We start from the raw sequence: 16,498 nt of genomic DNA on the forward strand, positions 1-16,498 counted from the left end.
CCAAAAAAAAATATATGAAAAAATCTACTTCTTATTTCTATAAGCCCAATAGAATACTTGTGGTAAGATAGTAAAGGATAAAATCATACAGATGATTAGTCCTCCTACAATCATAATAGCTAATGGTTTCTGTATTTCTGATCCCATTCCATTTGATAAAGCTGCAGGAAGTAATCCCATAGACCCCATCAATGCAATCATTACTACCGGTCTTATTCGGCTTTTTACTCCTTCTTTTATTGCTTCTTTTAATGGCATGCGATGTTGTAAGTTTTCTCTCATAACTCCAATAAGTACAATACCATCAATAGTAGCTACTCCAAAAAGAATAATAAATCCTATCCCTGCTGATATTCCAAATATCGTGCCAGTTGCCCAAAGTGATACAAAACCACCGATAAAAGCAAAAGGAATAGTTAAGGCTGCAATAGCAGTATCTTTTACATTACCAAAGTTGAAGTAAAGTAATACAAGAATTAGAATCAAAGAAACAGGTACAACAAGCATTAATTGATTTGCAGCACGCTCTTTACTTTCAAATTCTCCTGCCCATTCCATTTTATTGATAGCAGGCAATTTTACTTCTTTATCTACTTTAGCTCTTGCTTCAGCAATAGTACTTCCTAAGTCTCTTCCTTCAATACTAAATCCTATACCAATATATCTACTACCACCTTCTCTATAAATAAAGGCAGGGCCAGTGTGATAATCTATCGTAGCAATCTCTTTTAATGGCACTTGTTTACCATCAAGTGAAGGAATTAAGATATCACCAATTTTATCATCTGAATCTCTATATTCTTTGTTGAAACGAAGGACAACGTCAAACATTCTCTCATTCTCATACAGGGTAGTAGCTGCTTGTCCACCGATAGTCATAGCGATTACAGCCTGAGCATCTGCTGTTGTTACAGCATACTTAGCCATTTTATGATCGTGAAGCTTAATTCTGAGTTCAGGCTGACCAATATTTTTAAATACATTTAAGTCTGTAACCCCTTCGACATCTTTGATGCTTTTGGCTACTTGGTTAGCATATTTCTCTAATTCGAATAAATCATCTCCGAATATCTTGATTACAAGAGAACTCTTAACACCAGCTACATATTCTTCTACGTTATCTTGTATTGGTTGACTGAATCCAAAATTAACACCAGGGTAGTTCTCTAATTTCAGACGAATCTCTTCTAGAAGTTTGTCTTTTGTTATCTTACGCGTCCATTCACTTTCTGGTTTTAGTTCAGTGTGAAATTCGATATTAAAGAATCCTGTAGGGTCAGTACCATCATTAGGACGACCTGTCTGTGTCAATACAAATTTAACTTCATCAAACTCTCTAATCTTAGCTTTCATTTCTTTAGCTAATCTTACAGATTCATCTAAGTTAATACTACTAGGTAATGTAGCTCTAATATATAAAGCCCCCTCGTTTAACTTAGGCAAGAATTCTGAACCATAATAATGGAATCTAACTCCACAGATAACAAGTAAACCTATAAACATCGAAAGAGTTAACTTCTTATGGGTAAAACTCCAATTAAACATCTTATAGATATTGTTCTTAAAGAAACGAGAAATAACATTCTCACGTTCTTTGATATCTTTAGTTAATAAGATTTTACACATAGCAGGTACATAAGTCAAACTCAATATTAGCGATCCTAATAGAGCATAACCTAATGTAAAGGCTAGGGGAGAGAACATCTTACCTTCTACTTTTTGGAAAGAGAAGATAGGCATTAAAGCGACGATTAGAATTAATAATGCAAAGAAAATATAGCTGGCTACACTACTTGCACTTTTCTTAATAGTACCTAATTTAGACATTCTATTGAATCTCGCCATTCCTACCTGTTCAGCTCGTTTCTCTAGACCTACAAAGACATGTTCGACAATAACTAAAGTTCCTTCTAACAACAACCCAAAGTCTAATGCTCCCATTGAAATTAGGTTGGCAGGTAACCCTTGTATCTTCAGCATGATGATAGCAAATAAGAAAGCCAGTGGAATAACAGAAGCAACGATAAATGTAGTACGCCAATTATACAAGAAAATAAATACAATAATGGATACTAAAATAACTCCTTCTACTAAGTTCTTAGATACGGTGTGTACTGTTGTATTTACAAGGTTAGTTCTATCTACGACTGTTTCTATTTGAACATTTTTAGGTAAAATACGCTCGTTTAAGTCTGCTATTTTATCTTTTAGCCCTTCGATAACTGCACTAGGGTTTTCACCTCTAAGCATTACTACGATTCCTTGTACGACATCATCATCGTCTTGAAAAGCAACTTGTCCTAAGCGTGGTTTGGCTGATACCACGACATTAGCTACGTGTTTTACTAGAATTGGTGTACTTCCTTTTACCTCGATAAGGATGTTCTCGATATCTTCAACATTGTCTAGTAATCCTACACCTCTTACTACATAAGCTTGATCACCACGTTGGATAACATCTCCACCTACATTAATATTACTTTTTTCTACAGCTTCATATACATCTAAAGGAGATAAGTCGTAATTAATTAATTCAGTAGGGTTAATCTGTATTTCAAATATTTTTTCTTCACCTCCAAAGCTTACTACATCAGCCACTCCAGGTACAGATAATAATTCTCGTTCTATTACCCAATCTTGAATAGCAGTAACTTCTTTGATAGGAAGGTCACTCTTAATGATGTACCTAAAGATTTCTCCTGTTGCTCCAGAAGGTGGTTCTATTTCAAAATCAGCTCCTTCAGGCAGATTTACATTCCCCATTCTGTTAGAAGCATATTGTTGAGCGAAGAAGTCATCTACTTCATCATTAAACAATACTGTTACAACAGATAGTCCAAATAAAGAGATAGATCTTACCTCTGCTTTATTAGGAATGGTGTTAACCTCCTTTGAAATAGGAAGGGTAATAAATTTTTCTACTTCTTCTGCACTACGACCAGGCCACTGTGTGATAATACGTGCACGGGTATTCGTCACATCAGGAAAGGCTTCAATAGGTGTGTGTATATAACTATAAATCCCTCCAAACAATAATAACAATACACCGAAGATGACGATGAATGTATTTTTAAGTGAAAAGGATACTATATTTTTTACGAATTTTTGCATAAATAAAGGCTTTTACGAATTACAATTTATTAGTTAATTGCTCATAAATAAGTAATTCATTAGTAGTTACGACCATTTCATTCTCTTTTACACCATCTGCTACATAGGTATAAATATTGTTTTTAGAGACAGGAGTGATCTTTCTAACTTCTTGTTCACAATCATTTTTATAAACTACTACATAGTTTTGGTTGTTATCAAATATGATAGCAGTATTAGGGATAGCAAGAGATTTACCTTCGTTTGTTTCTAACTGAATAATGATATCAGCAGACATTCCAGGCTTTAGTTTCATCTCTTTATTCTCCATTGAAATACGAGCTTTTAGGACTCTCTCTTCAGCATCAAATACTTGAGATACTTTAGTTACTTTTCCAGCAAAATATTCATCAGGATAAGCTAGGGTAGATACTTTTACTTCTTGATTTGGCTGTACATTGCGCATATTTGCAGCATATACATTAGCCATGATCCATACATCAGATAAATCAGCTATCGTAAACAAAGGTTCATCACCAGCATTTACAGTCATTCCAGTACTAACGCTTTTAGTAACGATATAACCCGACTGAGGAGCTACTACATTTACTACTCCAGATTCACCACGACTATTGAATATCGCTAGACTACTTCTCACAGCAACTACTTTACTATTCAGTGTTCTGACATCCTCTTGAGCTTCGATTAACTCTTTTTGAGAAGCAATACCATCTTTATACATTGATTCTACTGATTCTAACTCGCGCTTAGCTACTTTTAATTCTGCTTCACTAGCTTTTAATTCACTGTATATTTCATTCGTATCAGTACTTTTTATTTCAGCTAATAATTGCCCTTTCGTAACATAATCTCCTAGAGAGAAATAAGTATTAGTAACTAATCCATCTACTAGACTATTGTAAGGAACTGTTTTATCTTGGTTATAATCGATATAACCATTAAGTGTTAGACTTCGCTCTATAGGTCTCAGTGTGACTTTCTCCATATTGAGCGTGCTTTTCATCGCTTCAGATAGGCACTCTTGTTCTTTAGTTATCTCTTCATTATTTTGTTCTCCCTTATTACAGCTCATCAGAACCATGTTTAGTAAGGCTAATGTAAGTATAGAATATTTTGTCATTGTCAATTAGTTTAGTTTTTATAAATCTTGTCCTACTGCGTATTGTAGTTTTTCAAAATGATCATTTAGATCTTTCTTAGTTTCTAATAGAATTGTTTTATTCTCTATATAAGCTTCTACAAAGTCTAAATATTCGATTAAACTCACATTTCTCTTTTGAAAGTTCTTTAAATATGCGTCTAGTAGTTGATCTAATTGTTGCTCATATTCGCTATCTATATCTTTATAGAGTTGTTCAGCGTGATAATAATTTCTAAAGGCTTCAACTATATCATTAGCAATCTCGTTTAGCTTACTTTGTGTGTCGAGTTTGGCTAACTCTATATCTATTTTAGCCTCTTTAATTCCTCCTTTATTTCTATCAAAGATGGGTAAGTCAAAAGAGATTCCAAAACCAACAAAATCACGCATAATATTACCACCTCTATCATAATCAACTCCTAGTGTAATATCAGGAACTCGCTGTGCTTTCTCTATTTCTAATCGCTTTTCAGATTGCTTTTCTAATGTTCTGCTTTTTAATGCATCTGGGCGTTGTTCCTGAGCAGTGATAATCCAATTTTCTAATTCTAGTTCAGATATCTCTTTCTCAGGAGCTACTAGTTTATCAGTAATAACGACCAGGGTGTTACTCCCAATATTGATAAAGTTTTTAAAGTCTTTTACAGCTTCTTCAAGTTCTTTATTGATGTTGACCAATTCTTTTTTAAACTGAAGCTCTGCTGCTTTTAAGCGAATGTATTGTGCTTGACTAATATTCCCTTGATCTAATTGGTTCTTGTATGCACTAATTAGGGATTTAGTACTTTCTATTTGTTTTTCGTATATCTTTTGTTGTTCTTGAAGTATTTGTAAGTCAGACAGATTACCTCTTAGTTCTAACTTAAGCTCACGTATAATACTTTCGAACTCCTGTTGTTTTTCTTCTATTGTTAATTTCTGTAGGTCGATGGTCTTTCTGCGTTTACCTCCAGTTTGAATCAATTGCTCTACTCTAAAAGCGTATTGTTGTGCTTCACCCCAATTGCCAATAAGTTTAGGCTGTTCTTCTATATCTGTAGTCTTCCAGAAGTTAATCTCTGAAACTTCAAAAGTAGGGTTAGGCCATAACTTTGCTTGTAATAATTGTGCTTCTGCTTGAGATATTTCTAAGTTCTTTGCGATAAGCTCTAAGTTCTGCTCTAAGAAGAGCGCTTCTGCTTCTTCTTTAGATAATTTCAGTGCTTTAACTGAGTTATCTTGTGCATAAGTACTTAGTACAAAAGCCGATAGAATGGTTAATAAAGTGTTTTTAAACATTGTCTTTTATTTTAAGGTCAAAATTATTACTTAGGACTTATAGAGAACTTTGAGTTGCATTAGAGAGAGATTAAAACAACATTAGAAAATGATTAGAACCACAGTGATAATTCTTTTTAAGAATCGCAATATTCAATCTCTTTATTGATGTTAGGTTATTTTAATCCTCTATTTTTTCTACTTAGAATGCTTATTCTATTTAACTAAAAAGTTTAACAGATACTCTTTTTTCATCAAACCTAAATTCTTTACAAAACGAGTATTACAAAAAAGAAGCCAAAAACGACTTTTAACCAAAAAAATATACAATTAATCAGATTTACTTCAATGCCACACTGCGTATTGTGATGTTGAAATATGTCAATCTACTTTGTAATCAGTGCTTTATTGTAAATAGTTGACCAAATGTAATTTCTTAAAAAAGAAAAATAATTGGCAAAATAATTGTAAAACACATTTATAGATATATTATTGCGAATTATTACACATCTAATAAGGTGTATTGTTTGAATATTATGATTTATTAGTATTTATATTTTGTATTTTGTACTATATGAGTAATGATAGAATAAAGGTTTAATGATTTGTTTAAAAATCAATAATAGCCTCATATGGGCTTTATAACGTGGTTTTAGATTGAATTCATAATGTGGCACTTTAGACTACTATACTAGAAGAACTGTACAAAAGGCCACTCGCTAAAATATTTGAATATTATCATTTAAGCCTTGCAAAGTGCCTTACTCATAAGAAAAAAGACAAAAAGTAAATAGAATTAAAACAAACACTAAAAATTAAAAGCTATGCAAAATGCAACAGGAGTAATTAAGAAACTAAAGAGAATGCTAGGAATAAAGACAGATTTACAGCTAGCAGATATTCTTGATGTTAAACCCAATACTATTTCTTCGTGGAAAAAGAGAGATAGTTTACAATATGAAGGATTAATAGCTTTGTGTAAAGAACACAAAATAGATCTAAATGAATTATTCTTCTCAGATTCTACAGCTGTTTATAACAGTAGTTATCACAAGAGAAAGGTGAAAATGATTTCTATAGATCATCACTTCGAGTATTTCTTAGATCCAGAGAAGACTTTGGCAACAGCACCGAGCTATGTTTTTCCAACAGTAGAAGAGGTAGATACAGCTTTTCAGGTATCAGTAGATAATATGTATCCTACTATTAAAATGACTTCTTATGTGATTACTAAGCGTATTCAGATAGAAGAGTTACAGTTATGGCATGTCTATCTATTTGTGCTTAAAGGAAAAGGGATTGTAATCTATCGATTCAAGAGAATGGTAGATGATAATACACTGTTATTGATTAGCGATAATCCTACATTTGAGAATATACAAGTAAAAATAGATGATGTAAAAGAACTCTTCTGTATTAGAGGTGCTTTTTTACCACAAATGAAAGGAATATCTGAGATATAATCAATGAGAGATACTAAGCGAAAAGAGTAGTTAAATAATAGTAATTAACTACTCTTTTCTTTTAGTTTTTCACTGTAAAACTAGTTTAATATTTTAGTTGAAAGCTTATATTTGAAGAAAAAAAGAATGAAACTAAAAGCAAAAGGTTGGAATAAGCATTTAGCAGCAGAAATGACTTCTCCTTATTTTAAAACACTAATAGAGAATATTGATTGTTTATATGAAACTACTATGGTGTATCCTCCTAAAGAAGAGGTTTATACAGCATTCGAATTAGTAGACTTCGAGGATGTTAAAGTGGTTATCATAGGACAAGATCCTTATCACGGTGCCTTTCAGGCCAATGGTCTTTCTTTTAGTGTAAGTAAAGGTGTAAAGTTACCACCTAGTTTACAGAATATTTATAAAGAGCTAGAAGATGATTTAGGAATTAGAAATATAAATGGTGATTTGACGAAGTGGGCAGAACAAGGAGTATTTCTATTAAATGCCACATTAACTGTAGAGGAGAAGAAAGCTGGCTCACATCAGAAGTTAGGTTGGGAGAAATTCACAGATGCTGTAATAGAACAACTAAGCAAACATAGAGAGAATATTGTATTTATTCTATGGGGGAGCTATGCTCAAAAGAAAGGAAAGAATATCGATCGTTCTAAACATTTTGTAATAGAAACAGTACATCCATCTCCTTTATCTGTTTATAGAGGTTTTTATGGTAGTAAACCTTTTTCTCAAACCAATGCTTACTTGGAGTCTAAAGGAATCAAATCAATTGATTGGAAGATTTAATTAAGAATTTTTGTCTATAGCACTATTCTCTTGTGTGGGCGATTCTAAAGGAAGAATCCCTTCTTAATGGATAGATAATGTAGACACAGAACCTTGTGAAGGACTGTATACAAAGTAATATTATCTAATAACACGAAGTCGGGAGACTTCGCGCAGCGGTGACAGAGCCTTGTGCAGGACTGTATATAAGGTAATATTGTCTAATAACACGAAGTCGGGAGACTTCGCGTAGCAGTATCTTCCATCTTTTAAGTAAAAAATGTAATTAACTTAGTTTGTTTTGATATGTTTAAAATAAAAAACCAAGAGTTTGAGGTAAAGTATGCTTATTTAGATGCTTTTATGGATAGTTCAATAAAACAGTTAGTCTTTGGATTACAAATAAAGGCTGAAGACACTAAGGGTAGATTAAATAGAAGGGGCCTGTATTTTAATTCAGAGCTATTATTATTTATCAATCCTAATGAACTGAATCAATGGCAAGATATTGCAGGATATGATATAGAATGGGAAGATTATCAAGAAGAGGAGGGGAAGCCTAGAGCTCTTTTTTATGTTTATGAACATACAGGGGTGTATAATGCAAAAGTTAACTTTAGAAAAGTTGATAGCAAAATAATAGTGAAAATGTCTGCTACTATTGACATTTATGCAGATGAAGATTTTGATGAACAATTATCCCTTGAAGTAGAAACAGAGGTTCAATTCTTTGGTATACTCTGCGGAAAGAGAAGTGCAAAAGAATGCACTGAATTAATTGGCAATTATTTAAATATTGACCATTTAAAATATGTTCAAAACCAATACAATGTATCACTACTAGTTCCTAAAGATACAGACATGGAAACAAACTTATTAGTACTAGGTGATTTTTAAAGAAAATATACAAACACTAAAATTATTAAATATGAAAAAATTACTACTTACTACATTAGCTTTTATGGCTATATCTACAGCTGCGGTAGCTCAGCATCATGAAGAAGGAAAGACCAAAGTAAGCTTTGGGGTTAAAGCTGGATTTAATCAAACTATGGTTACCAATATAGATGACATCGTTGGTAAATCAGGTTTTCATATTGGAGGTGTGGTAGAAGCTAAATTTTCTAAGCGATTTGCATTGCAAGGAGAGCTTTTATACACTACAATGGGAGGTAAGTTAGAGAGTCTTGATATTCCTTGGATATCTACTGCCTCTTATGATGGGAAAGTAAAATTAAACTATATCGCTGTGCCAGTAATGGCTAAGGTTTTTGTAACCAAAGGTTTCAATATTCAAGTCGGACCACAATTTAACTTTGCAGTTAAAACAGAAGCCGAAATGAATGGAAAGACAGGAGATATAGGAAGTGCTGTAAATAAGTTTGACTTAGGGCTTAATGCAGGTCTAGGTTATGATTTTGGAAATGATCTGTTTATTGATATGAGAACTAGTTTTGGAGTAATCGATGTCTTTAAGGATGTTCCTGCTAGTAATAAAAACTTTGCATTTATGGTAGGAGTAGGCTATAAGTTCTAGCCTAATAAGAGTATAAAAAAAACGGAAGCCTTATCAGCTTCCGTTTTTTTATGATGAATTACCTTAGACGGGTAACTATAATTCTAAATCCGTAATTAATTACAGTTTTCTTCTTTTTAGTTCAGTTTCGATAAGATCTAACTCTCTATTTGTTTGACCAGCAACAGAAGTATTTTCTTCTGCACGTCTGATTAAGTAAGGAATTACATCACGTACAGGTCCGAATGGTAAGTATTTAGCTACATTAAACTTCTCTTTCGCTAAGTTAAAGCTAATATTATCACTCATTCCGTACAGCTGTCCGAAGTATAATCTACGATCTGTATGAGAGATATTGTGTTTCTCCATTAAATCCATGATTAGGTAAGAACTCTTCTCGTTATGAGTACCAGCGAAGATAGCCATAGAGTCTATGTTCTCTAACATATACGTTACCCCAGCATCATAGTTTACATCAGTAGCAGCTTTGTCTACACAGATAGGAGATTTATATCCTCTCTCAGTAGCTCTTTCGCGTTCTACCTCCATATAAGCACCACGTACTACTTTCATCCCTACATGGAATCCTTCAGCTTTAGCGATAGCGTGTAGATCTTTTAAATACTGTAATCTATCCCAACGATACATCTGAGCAGTATTATAGATTAATGCTTTCTCTTTGTTATACTTTCTCATCATGTCTAATGCGATATCATCAGCAGCATCTTGCATCCAGCTGTGTTCAGCATCGATTAATAAAAGTACACCATGATCATAAGCATACTTACAAGCCATGTTAAAACGGTAAACGATACGTTCCCATTCTTTTTCTTCTTCAGCAGTGAAAGCTACTTTCTCTCCTTTTTTCACAAACATATCAAATCTACCAAATCCAGTAGGTTTAAATACAGCAAAAGGAATAGAGTCTGGACGTTGTTTAGCATACTCGATTGTCTTAATCGTCATGTTTAGAGCAGCGTCGAATTGCTTTTCAGTTTCTTTACCTTCTACAGAATAATCTAAAACTGATGCCACACCACCTTTAGCGTACATATTATCTACTACAGTTAAGCAGTCATCTTCACTAATACCACCACAGAAGTGATCGAATACAGTTGAACGGATTAAACCAGTAACAGGCAAATGAGTTTTAATTGCAAAATTTGCAAGGGAAGAACCAAGTTTTACTAAAGTTGGTTTGCTGATCATTTTGAATAAAAAATGTGCTCTTTTTAATTCTTTATTATTTTTAAGAGCAAAAGCTACTTCAGTATTATTAAATAAATTTTTCATTATAAAAAGTAAATTCGTTAGGCAAATATAATTACTCTTTTAGTAATAATTTAATAGTTTTTGGTATTTATCTTCTTATTTAAAATATGTGATATTTTTTAATGGCTTAGTGATTATAAAGTGTTAAATACTTTTAATCCTTACCAAACAAGAATTAATCTCTTAAATTCTTTGATACATCTTATTTTAGTTTCTTCTAAAAGTTATAAAATTGTAGAGACAACTAGCATTTTTTACTTGTATATAGTAGTATGAACTAATTTTATCATTAAAATTCTCAGAAAATATCATTGACTTTATAAAGAATCCTCTGATAAGAAGAAAAGACCTTTTTAGAACTAAAAAATAGTTGAATACATAAGAGTAGAACCGTTATTCTAGTTTATCCTTAAAAGCATAAATCTGTGCTCTAGAATTAATATTTAGTTTAAAATAAATTTTACTGATATGATATTTACAGGTATTAATAGAGATAAATAACTCATCAGCTATCTCTTTATTCGTAGCGCCTTCCCACAGTAGACTTAGCACTTCCAACTCTCGATCAGTAAGGTTGTACTTATTCTTTAGTTGATATAAAGGCTGATCTTGTATTATTGTTTTTTCTTGTTCTACTTTATTTGTTTTATCAGCATTTTGGCTCTTTTCATATTCTAGTTGTTTATGGTAGTCTTTTACCATATACATATATTGATATAAATACCTTTTATAAATAGAATTTCGCTCGTGTATTTTCTTTACTTCTAATAGTGTTATACAACTAGAACAAATAAGAATAGGAATACCCATTAAGCGCAGTGTAGGCCATACGATGAATAACTCATAAAGTGTATCATTAATAGAAGGGGCTAGAATAATGGTACTGGCTGTAATACAAATAATTACGAAAGAGATATAGTTTTTATAATTATACGTATGGTTCAGAATGAAGAATAAGTACAATGCTAGGATGGTCAATATAGTAGTAATAGGGTGAATAAAACTATTGCCATGACTCGGCACGATAAATAAATTAGATAATAACTCTATCGCTACCAAAGCAAAGAGTACGACAATCCCCGTTTTATAGAATTGTTGTTTGTGTTTAAATCTTAAAAAAGGGTAGGGCAGAAGTATTAAGAGCACTAGTGATGTACCGATATTCCAGGCTAATAAATAACCGATAGTAGCATGATGATCAGGCATATAGAAGTAAATAATATCCTTGACTAAGAAACTAGAGAATATACTTAATTGTAAGAAAAAACTAAAGCTTAGTTTTTTGTACTTAAAAATAATATAAAGTGCAAGAAGTATAACTAGAGAGAGAAATGATATCCCATAGTATAGCCCGATAATAATATATTTAGGTGTATCTGTTGCAAAAAAAGGAAATTGATTAAATAATGGTAATGAAATCATATAAGGTTTATAATGCTCTATTTTAATTGTTAATATAGAGTGGTAATAAATGTTTAATTAGACCTATTTTTTAGAGAACCTCTCTGCTGATCAAGATGTAAAATTAACTAAAATATCAGTGCAGTACTTTCTTAAATCTGTGTAGGTAAATGTTAAAAAAGTATAGCTTTAACTAGGGGTGTAGTTTATTTTACTGATAACCAATATGTTGTTTTGTGGTTAGGGTCGTTTTTTTATACGGATATATTTAAGAAATAGTAGTACTTTAGCTCTATAACTATTAAAAAGGATAGTTAAATTTCTAGTAAAAGATACTATTTTTGAATTGTCTTTATTACTAAAAAACTATCCTTATGCACTTACTCCTTTATGTATTGACGAAAAGAGTAAGTGTCCAAAAGTCCCCACAGGTTATAAAGACCTTAGACAAAATTGACGCAAAAGATACATTTCGTTTGTCTATTCTGAAGCACTTAATCATTTTTTGATTGAGTGCTTTTTTGATTTCTGAGTAGTAATAATTTTTACAAGTATAAATAAAGGCAAAAAGAAAATCCAGCTTGTCTGTTGACAGCTGGATTTTTCTTATTTAGTTTAAGAGCTCTGTTTCTACTTGAAGTAAATCTTTAAGTATACTTTCTCGTTCTTGTATAAAGTAAGTATTGTCTTCCTTAAAGAGATTTTTATAGTAAGAGATTCCTTCTAGTAAGTTCTCTTTTGTCTTCATTAGCTTTTTCAGTTTTGGAGCTGATTGTTCTAATTCTAAAGCTAACTTTTCTTGTCTATAATGATCTAAGTACATTCTTAATTCTTTAATAAAGAAATGAGGACGTTCCTTCGTATCGATTACATTATCTCGTCCATAGATATGATTGACCATTTTCTTAAGAGACACTTCCTTCGTGAAGTAAGCAATATTAGGCCCAGGACAGATCGCTACCCCTTGTGCTTCTCCTTTGATAGGCAAGTTAAGCTCCATATAAGACGCATTGGCTAATCCTATACATAGACATGCTTTCTCTGTTATCTGTTGATACTTCTTATTGTATTCTTCTTGGCTGATACTATTTTTCTCTTGCTCTAGCTTTTCTATTTCAATAGTTTGGTACTTTCTAGAAGCAGTACACAGACCTTCATTTGAGTAATTCTTATTCAAGGCTAGGTACTTTCTAGGACAAGAGCTACCTGCTTTGTTCTTATTGATTCTCTCTGACTTAAAGAAGTCGTTAGAAGTTCCTTTAATACTATTAAATGGCACTCCTAAAGGAGAGATATTACTCAAGTATAGATCCTCTTCTTTTGCCTTAGCTAATAATTCTCTAGTGGACTGATCTACAGAAGTAGCTTCTGGCACTAATAAGAATGGTGAGCCCCAGCCTACAGAGTCTACCTCGTAATGCTCTAACAGGAACTGATGTTCTGCGGCTGTACCTACGCCGCCCTGAGCTGTAACCTTTAAATCAAGAGGAGTAGAAGGAACAAATCTATTCTTTTGTTCTAGAGCTTTCACTAGTAAGTCATGGGTAGAACTTATTAACTCTGCTTTTCTAGCTTTAAACTCTTCTAATATTACCCCCATTAGATAACCATCTGTAGCGAAGGCATGCCCACCACAGTTAAGTCCTGACTCTATGCGATACTCAGATACCCATAATCCTTTTTTAGCTAGGAAATTCCCTTGTATCAAGGCAGATCTAAAATCACTTACTTTTAAGATGATCTTTTTCTGTAAAGTACAATCAGCAGTTGGATAAAAAGCGTCAAACTCCTCAAAATAGCTAAACAATCTTGGATTCATACCCGCAGATAAGACTACGGATGAGTTTAAAGTACTGTTCACAAAGCCTCTTAGGGCAGCATGTGCATCATTATACTCTACCGGTAAGGCTTCTTTTTTAGTAAAGTTCTCTCTATCTACCTTAGTCATGATATTGACATCTATATCTCCAGGGGTAAGATAGTGCTCTAGAAGTCCCTTCAGATGGTCTATAGATAGCTTGTCATCTAAGTGTTGCTGTAGATTCTTTCTAATCTCTGATACAGATGGTAACATATCGATATAATCCTCAACCTCTTTTTTACTTTCTAAGAAAGATGCTTTTAGGTTTTCGAATTTCCCTTTTACGATGGTATCTAATGTATTTAGATAAGCTGTAATACGCTTGGCTCTAAAGTCCTCTATCTTCTTCGTTATCTCTTGATAAGGCAATTCGAATTTCTCACAATAGAACTTGTTCATGCGTTCTATTAATTCATCATCCATCACAGAGATAGTAGAGGAGAAACCATACTGAGCCACTCTCACTGGACTATCAATCGTATAGGCCAATCCCATCACGGGAATGTGAAATGAATGTATTGGTTTTAATTTCATTTTGGTTTGTTTGTTATATTTTATAAGGGAGGGAAATTCTTCAAATATTCTGAGTAATTAAGTGATAAATATCATGTTAGGAGATTATCTCATATTAAATTTATGTAAAGCTCAAGGGAAGAAGGGCGAGATAAGAGCTAGAATACTTAGAAGGAAGTAGGTATAAGTAATCAGTTATATTGTTTGTAATTATCTCACAATGAGAAAAATACAACTGCTGTAAATTCTAAAAACAGGACAAATCACAGCTGTTAAAAATATTAACACATAGGCGTTTTTAGTGATTTTACAGCACGCGATAAAGCCAGTGGTATCATGGCTTTGAGGAAGGTTGCTTTAGCGTTGTTCGGAAGTTCTTTGCAAAGTGTTCGGAAAAAGGGGGTGTTTTCCGAACACCTTCCGAACAAACCACAACGTATACCGCATGAATACTCGGTTTGTAGTGAATTTACAGCGTTAAAAAACTTGTTAAAATTTTAAAATTGAGATTTTGAAAGCTGTGATTTGTGCTTTCTTTTTGGTGAGATGTACCAGACTTTGAAAAGAAGAATATTCTCAATAATAGCCATTGAGTCAAAGCCTTTACTGTAGGCAAAGGTAGTAAAAAAATAGATAGGACAAAAGAGGGTGTAGGAGGTAGAATTAGTATTATATTTATAGTTTATCCTTAAAATAATTTTGATTAAAAGTGAAGAGAAAGGTAATAATAGAATGTCCTACTAATTTAGGGCTTGCAAAGAGTACTTATGCTAAAGAACCAGGTGTTAGGTTTTTGCCTACTTGGCTAGAGAAATACGGATTATATAGTATTATAAATCCAGATAAAATATATCGTATAGAAGCACCAGCGTATTCGATGAACCTTGATGAAAATACACAGGTTAGAAATGCTGATGAAATCATAGAGTATGCTATAAAGCAAGCGAATATTGTTGAAGAGGAGTTAAATAAAATTCTTTTTTGATTGTATTAGGTGGAGATTGTAGTATTCTTATCGGTAGTGCGCTTGCCTTAAAGAGAAAAGGGCGTTATGGGCTGTTCTTTCTAGATGGGCATACAGATTATGTATTACCAGGACAATTGGGGGTACATGGGGCAGCAGGTATGGATTTGGCTATAGTATGTGGTGCTGGTCATGAACGTCTTACTAATATTCAAAACAACAAGCCTTATATTGAAGAAGAATACGTGTTTTGTGTAGGGAATAGAGAGTATGATGAAGAATATGAGAGGCCTATAAAAGACTCTAAAGTTGTTTATTATCCTTTGTCTAAATTAAGAAATTATGGTATAAAGAGAGTTGTATCAGATTTTTTGATGCGCGTCGAAGAGTATGATTTAGAGGGGTACTTTATTCATTTAGATGTGGATGTACTAAATGATAAGATAATGCCTGCGGTAGACTGTAGGCAAGAAGATGGATTGAATTATAAGGAGTTAAAAGAAATACTTACACCTTTAGTTAAAGATAAGAGATGTGTGGGATTGGAGATCGCAATACTAGATCCAGACTTAGATCCTTTAGGTGTTTATACTAAAGAGTTTATTGAAAATGTAAAAGATATTATAGAAACGTCTCTTTAAGAAAGGGGGGCTTGTTATTTTATTAGTTTAAGCAACTCTTTAATCTCACTATCACTTATTGAGTCGTATTCACTTTTGTCATAAATAGAAAGCAAATAGATAGTATCATTTTCGATTACAAGATGTGTAATAACTCTAGCTCCGCCACTTTTACCTTTACCTTTAGATTTTATAGCTATGCGTACTTTATAACAATTATTAGCTAATGCAGTTCCGAGCATGGGATTTTGTTGTAATTCTTCAATTAAAAGAGAAAGATCTTCTTTCAATGAATGGTATTTCTTTCCAAGCTTTTTAGCTTCTTTTAGAAACTTAGGAGTTGCAATAATATTATAACTCATCCAATAAATCTTTTGCAGAGATCCCTTTAAGTTTTCCCTCTTTTATTAAATTAAGTTCTGTTACAGCTTGTTTTAAATTTGTTTTAATATCTTCTTTTGAATCTGTGTCCTCAGTATTTTGTTTTGTAATTTTTATTTTTAAAGCCTTAGCAAAAGCCTTAAGAGCTTTAGCTTCTTCAGGTGTAGAAGGCTCTACGATATATACATCATTAGTTATCATGGCTTAATGTTTTAAAAATTGTACTATTA

At 32.7% G+C, this 16,498-nt stretch carries 14 protein-coding genes; 6 read left to right on the forward strand and 8 right to left on the reverse strand.

Annotated features, from left to right (window positions below; translation table 11 throughout):
• Positions 1–24 precede the first annotated feature (24 nt).
• The 3 genes from MPR_RS08770 to MPR_RS08780 are packed head-to-tail and all read right to left on the reverse strand — an operon-like array spanning position 25 to position 5,530.
• The gene (locus tag MPR_RS08770; RefSeq protein WP_041891674.1) at positions 25–3,111 is read right to left on the reverse strand and encodes an efflux RND transporter permease subunit; all 3,087 of its coding nucleotides are present in this window, start codon (positions 3,109–3,111) and stop codon (positions 25–27) included.
• Positions 3,112–3,130: 19 nt separating this feature from the next.
• Entirely contained in the window at positions 3,131–4,231 is a 1,101-nt protein-coding gene (locus tag MPR_RS08775; protein WP_041891677.1) for an efflux RND transporter periplasmic adaptor subunit, read from the reverse strand.
• Positions 4,232–4,249: 18 nt separating this feature from the next.
• The gene (locus MPR_RS08780) at positions 4,250–5,530 is read right to left on the reverse strand and encodes a TolC family protein (RefSeq protein ID WP_041891680.1); all 1,281 of its coding nucleotides are present in this window, start codon (positions 5,528–5,530) and stop codon (positions 4,250–4,252) included.
• Between the two features lie 803 nt (positions 5,531–6,333).
• Here MPR_RS08780 and MPR_RS08785 point away from each other — a divergent pair.
• The 4 genes from MPR_RS08785 (at position 6,334) to MPR_RS08800 (ending at position 9,277) form a co-directional block, all read left to right on the forward strand.
• Positions 6,334–6,972, forward strand: a complete 639-nt coding sequence (locus tag MPR_RS08785; RefSeq protein ID WP_041891683.1) for a LexA family transcriptional regulator — start codon at positions 6,334–6,336, stop codon at positions 6,970–6,972.
• 126 nt (positions 6,973–7,098) lie between these two features.
• Positions 7,099–7,761 (forward strand): uracil-DNA glycosylase, encoded by a 663-nt coding sequence (gene ung, locus MPR_RS08790; protein ID WP_041891687.1) that lies wholly within the window; start codon positions 7,099–7,101, stop codon positions 7,759–7,761.
• 285 nt (positions 7,762–8,046) lie between these two features.
• Positions 8,047–8,637, forward strand: a complete 591-nt coding sequence (locus MPR_RS08795; RefSeq protein WP_041891689.1) for a hypothetical protein — start codon at positions 8,047–8,049, stop codon at positions 8,635–8,637.
• 31 nt (positions 8,638–8,668) lie between these two features.
• Positions 8,669–9,277, forward strand: coding sequence for a porin family protein (locus tag MPR_RS08800; RefSeq protein WP_041895312.1), 609 nt, complete (start codon positions 8,669–8,671; stop codon positions 9,275–9,277).
• 99 nt (positions 9,278–9,376) lie between these two features.
• On the opposite strand, the gene MPR_RS08805 is transcribed toward MPR_RS08800, so the two are convergent.
• The 3 genes from MPR_RS08805 to MPR_RS08815 form a co-directional block, all read right to left on the reverse strand.
• Entirely contained in the window at positions 9,377–10,549 is a 1,173-nt protein-coding gene (locus MPR_RS08805) for a proline dehydrogenase family protein (protein WP_041891692.1), read from the reverse strand.
• A 372-nt stretch (positions 10,550–10,921) separates the two neighbouring features.
• Positions 10,922–11,950 carry a LuxR C-terminal-related transcriptional regulator gene (locus MPR_RS08810; RefSeq protein ID WP_041891695.1) on the reverse strand — a complete coding sequence of 343 codons (1,029 nt, stop codon included), beginning with the start codon at positions 11,948–11,950 and terminating at the stop codon, positions 10,922–10,924.
• Between the two features lie 589 nt (positions 11,951–12,539).
• On the reverse strand, positions 12,540–14,324 hold the full coding sequence (locus MPR_RS08815; protein WP_041891698.1) for a hypothetical protein: 1,785 nt from the start codon (positions 14,322–14,324) through the stop codon (positions 12,540–12,542).
• A 688-nt stretch (positions 14,325–15,012) separates the two neighbouring features.
• Between MPR_RS08815 and MPR_RS08820 the strand changes: the two genes are divergently transcribed.
• Together MPR_RS08820 and MPR_RS18290 are read left to right on the forward strand one after the other, a co-directional pair.
• Positions 15,013–15,288, forward strand: a complete 276-nt coding sequence (locus MPR_RS08820; RefSeq protein ID WP_041891701.1) for a hypothetical protein — start codon at positions 15,013–15,015, stop codon at positions 15,286–15,288.
• A complete protein-coding gene (locus MPR_RS18290; protein ID WP_235280658.1) occupies positions 15,285–15,908 on the forward strand; it encodes an arginase family protein in 624 nt (207 codons plus the stop codon). The genes MPR_RS08820 and MPR_RS18290 overlap by 4 nt, the downstream gene beginning before the upstream one ends.
• Before the next feature lie 14 nt (positions 15,909–15,922).
• On the opposite strand, the gene MPR_RS08830 is transcribed toward MPR_RS18290, so the two are convergent.
• Together MPR_RS08830 and MPR_RS08835 are read right to left on the reverse strand one after the other, a co-directional pair.
• Positions 15,923–16,249: a type II toxin-antitoxin system RelE family toxin gene (locus MPR_RS08830; protein ID WP_041891704.1), complete on the reverse strand. Its 327-nt coding sequence runs from the start codon at positions 16,247–16,249 to the stop codon at positions 15,923–15,925.
• Entirely contained in the window at positions 16,239–16,469 is a 231-nt protein-coding gene (locus tag MPR_RS08835; protein ID WP_006258805.1) for a hypothetical protein, read from the reverse strand. Before MPR_RS08835 ends, MPR_RS08830 begins: the two co-directional genes overlap by 11 nt.
• Positions 16,470–16,498: the final 29 nt, after the last annotated feature.

It is taken from the genome of Myroides profundi (assembly GCF_000833025.1).
Taxonomy (GTDB): domain Bacteria; phylum Bacteroidota; class Bacteroidia; order Flavobacteriales; family Flavobacteriaceae; genus Flavobacterium; species Flavobacterium profundi_A.

What these genes read in the sequence shown, in the direction of transcription:
- MPR_RS08800 (WP_041895312.1), top strand. Translation starts at nt 8,669, where the DNA reads ATGAAAAAATTACTACTTACTACATTAGCTTTTATGGCTATATCTACA.
- MPR_RS08805 (WP_041891692.1), bottom strand. Translation starts at nt 10,549, where the DNA reads ATGAAAAATTTATTTAATAATACTGAAGTAGCTTTTGCTCTTAAAAAT.
- MPR_RS08785 (WP_041891683.1), top strand. Translation starts at nt 6,334, where the DNA reads ATGCAAAATGCAACAGGAGTAATTAAGAAACTAAAGAGAATGCTAGGA.
- MPR_RS08770 (WP_041891674.1), bottom strand. Translation starts at nt 3,111, where the DNA reads ATGCAAAAATTCGTAAAAAATATAGTATCCTTTTCACTTAAAAATACA.
- MPR_RS08780 (WP_041891680.1), bottom strand. Translation starts at nt 5,530, where the DNA reads ATGTTTAAAAACACTTTATTAACCATTCTATCGGCTTTTGTACTAAGT.
- ung (WP_041891687.1), top strand. Translation starts at nt 7,099, where the DNA reads ATGAAACTAAAAGCAAAAGGTTGGAATAAGCATTTAGCAGCAGAAATG.
- MPR_RS08815 (WP_041891698.1), bottom strand. Translation starts at nt 14,324, where the DNA reads ATGAAATTAAAACCAATACATTCATTTCACATTCCCGTGATGGGATTG.
- MPR_RS08810 (WP_041891695.1), bottom strand. Translation starts at nt 11,950, where the DNA reads ATGATTTCATTACCATTATTTAATCAATTTCCTTTTTTTGCAACAGAT.
- MPR_RS08795 (WP_041891689.1), top strand. Translation starts at nt 8,047, where the DNA reads ATGTTTAAAATAAAAAACCAAGAGTTTGAGGTAAAGTATGCTTATTTA.
- MPR_RS08835 (WP_006258805.1), bottom strand. Translation starts at nt 16,469, where the DNA reads ATGATAACTAATGATGTATATATCGTAGAGCCTTCTACACCTGAAGAA.
- MPR_RS08830 (WP_041891704.1), bottom strand. Translation starts at nt 16,249, where the DNA reads ATGAGTTATAATATTATTGCAACTCCTAAGTTTCTAAAAGAAGCTAAA.
- MPR_RS08775 (WP_041891677.1), bottom strand. Translation starts at nt 4,231, where the DNA reads ATGACAAAATATTCTATACTTACATTAGCCTTACTAAACATGGTTCTG.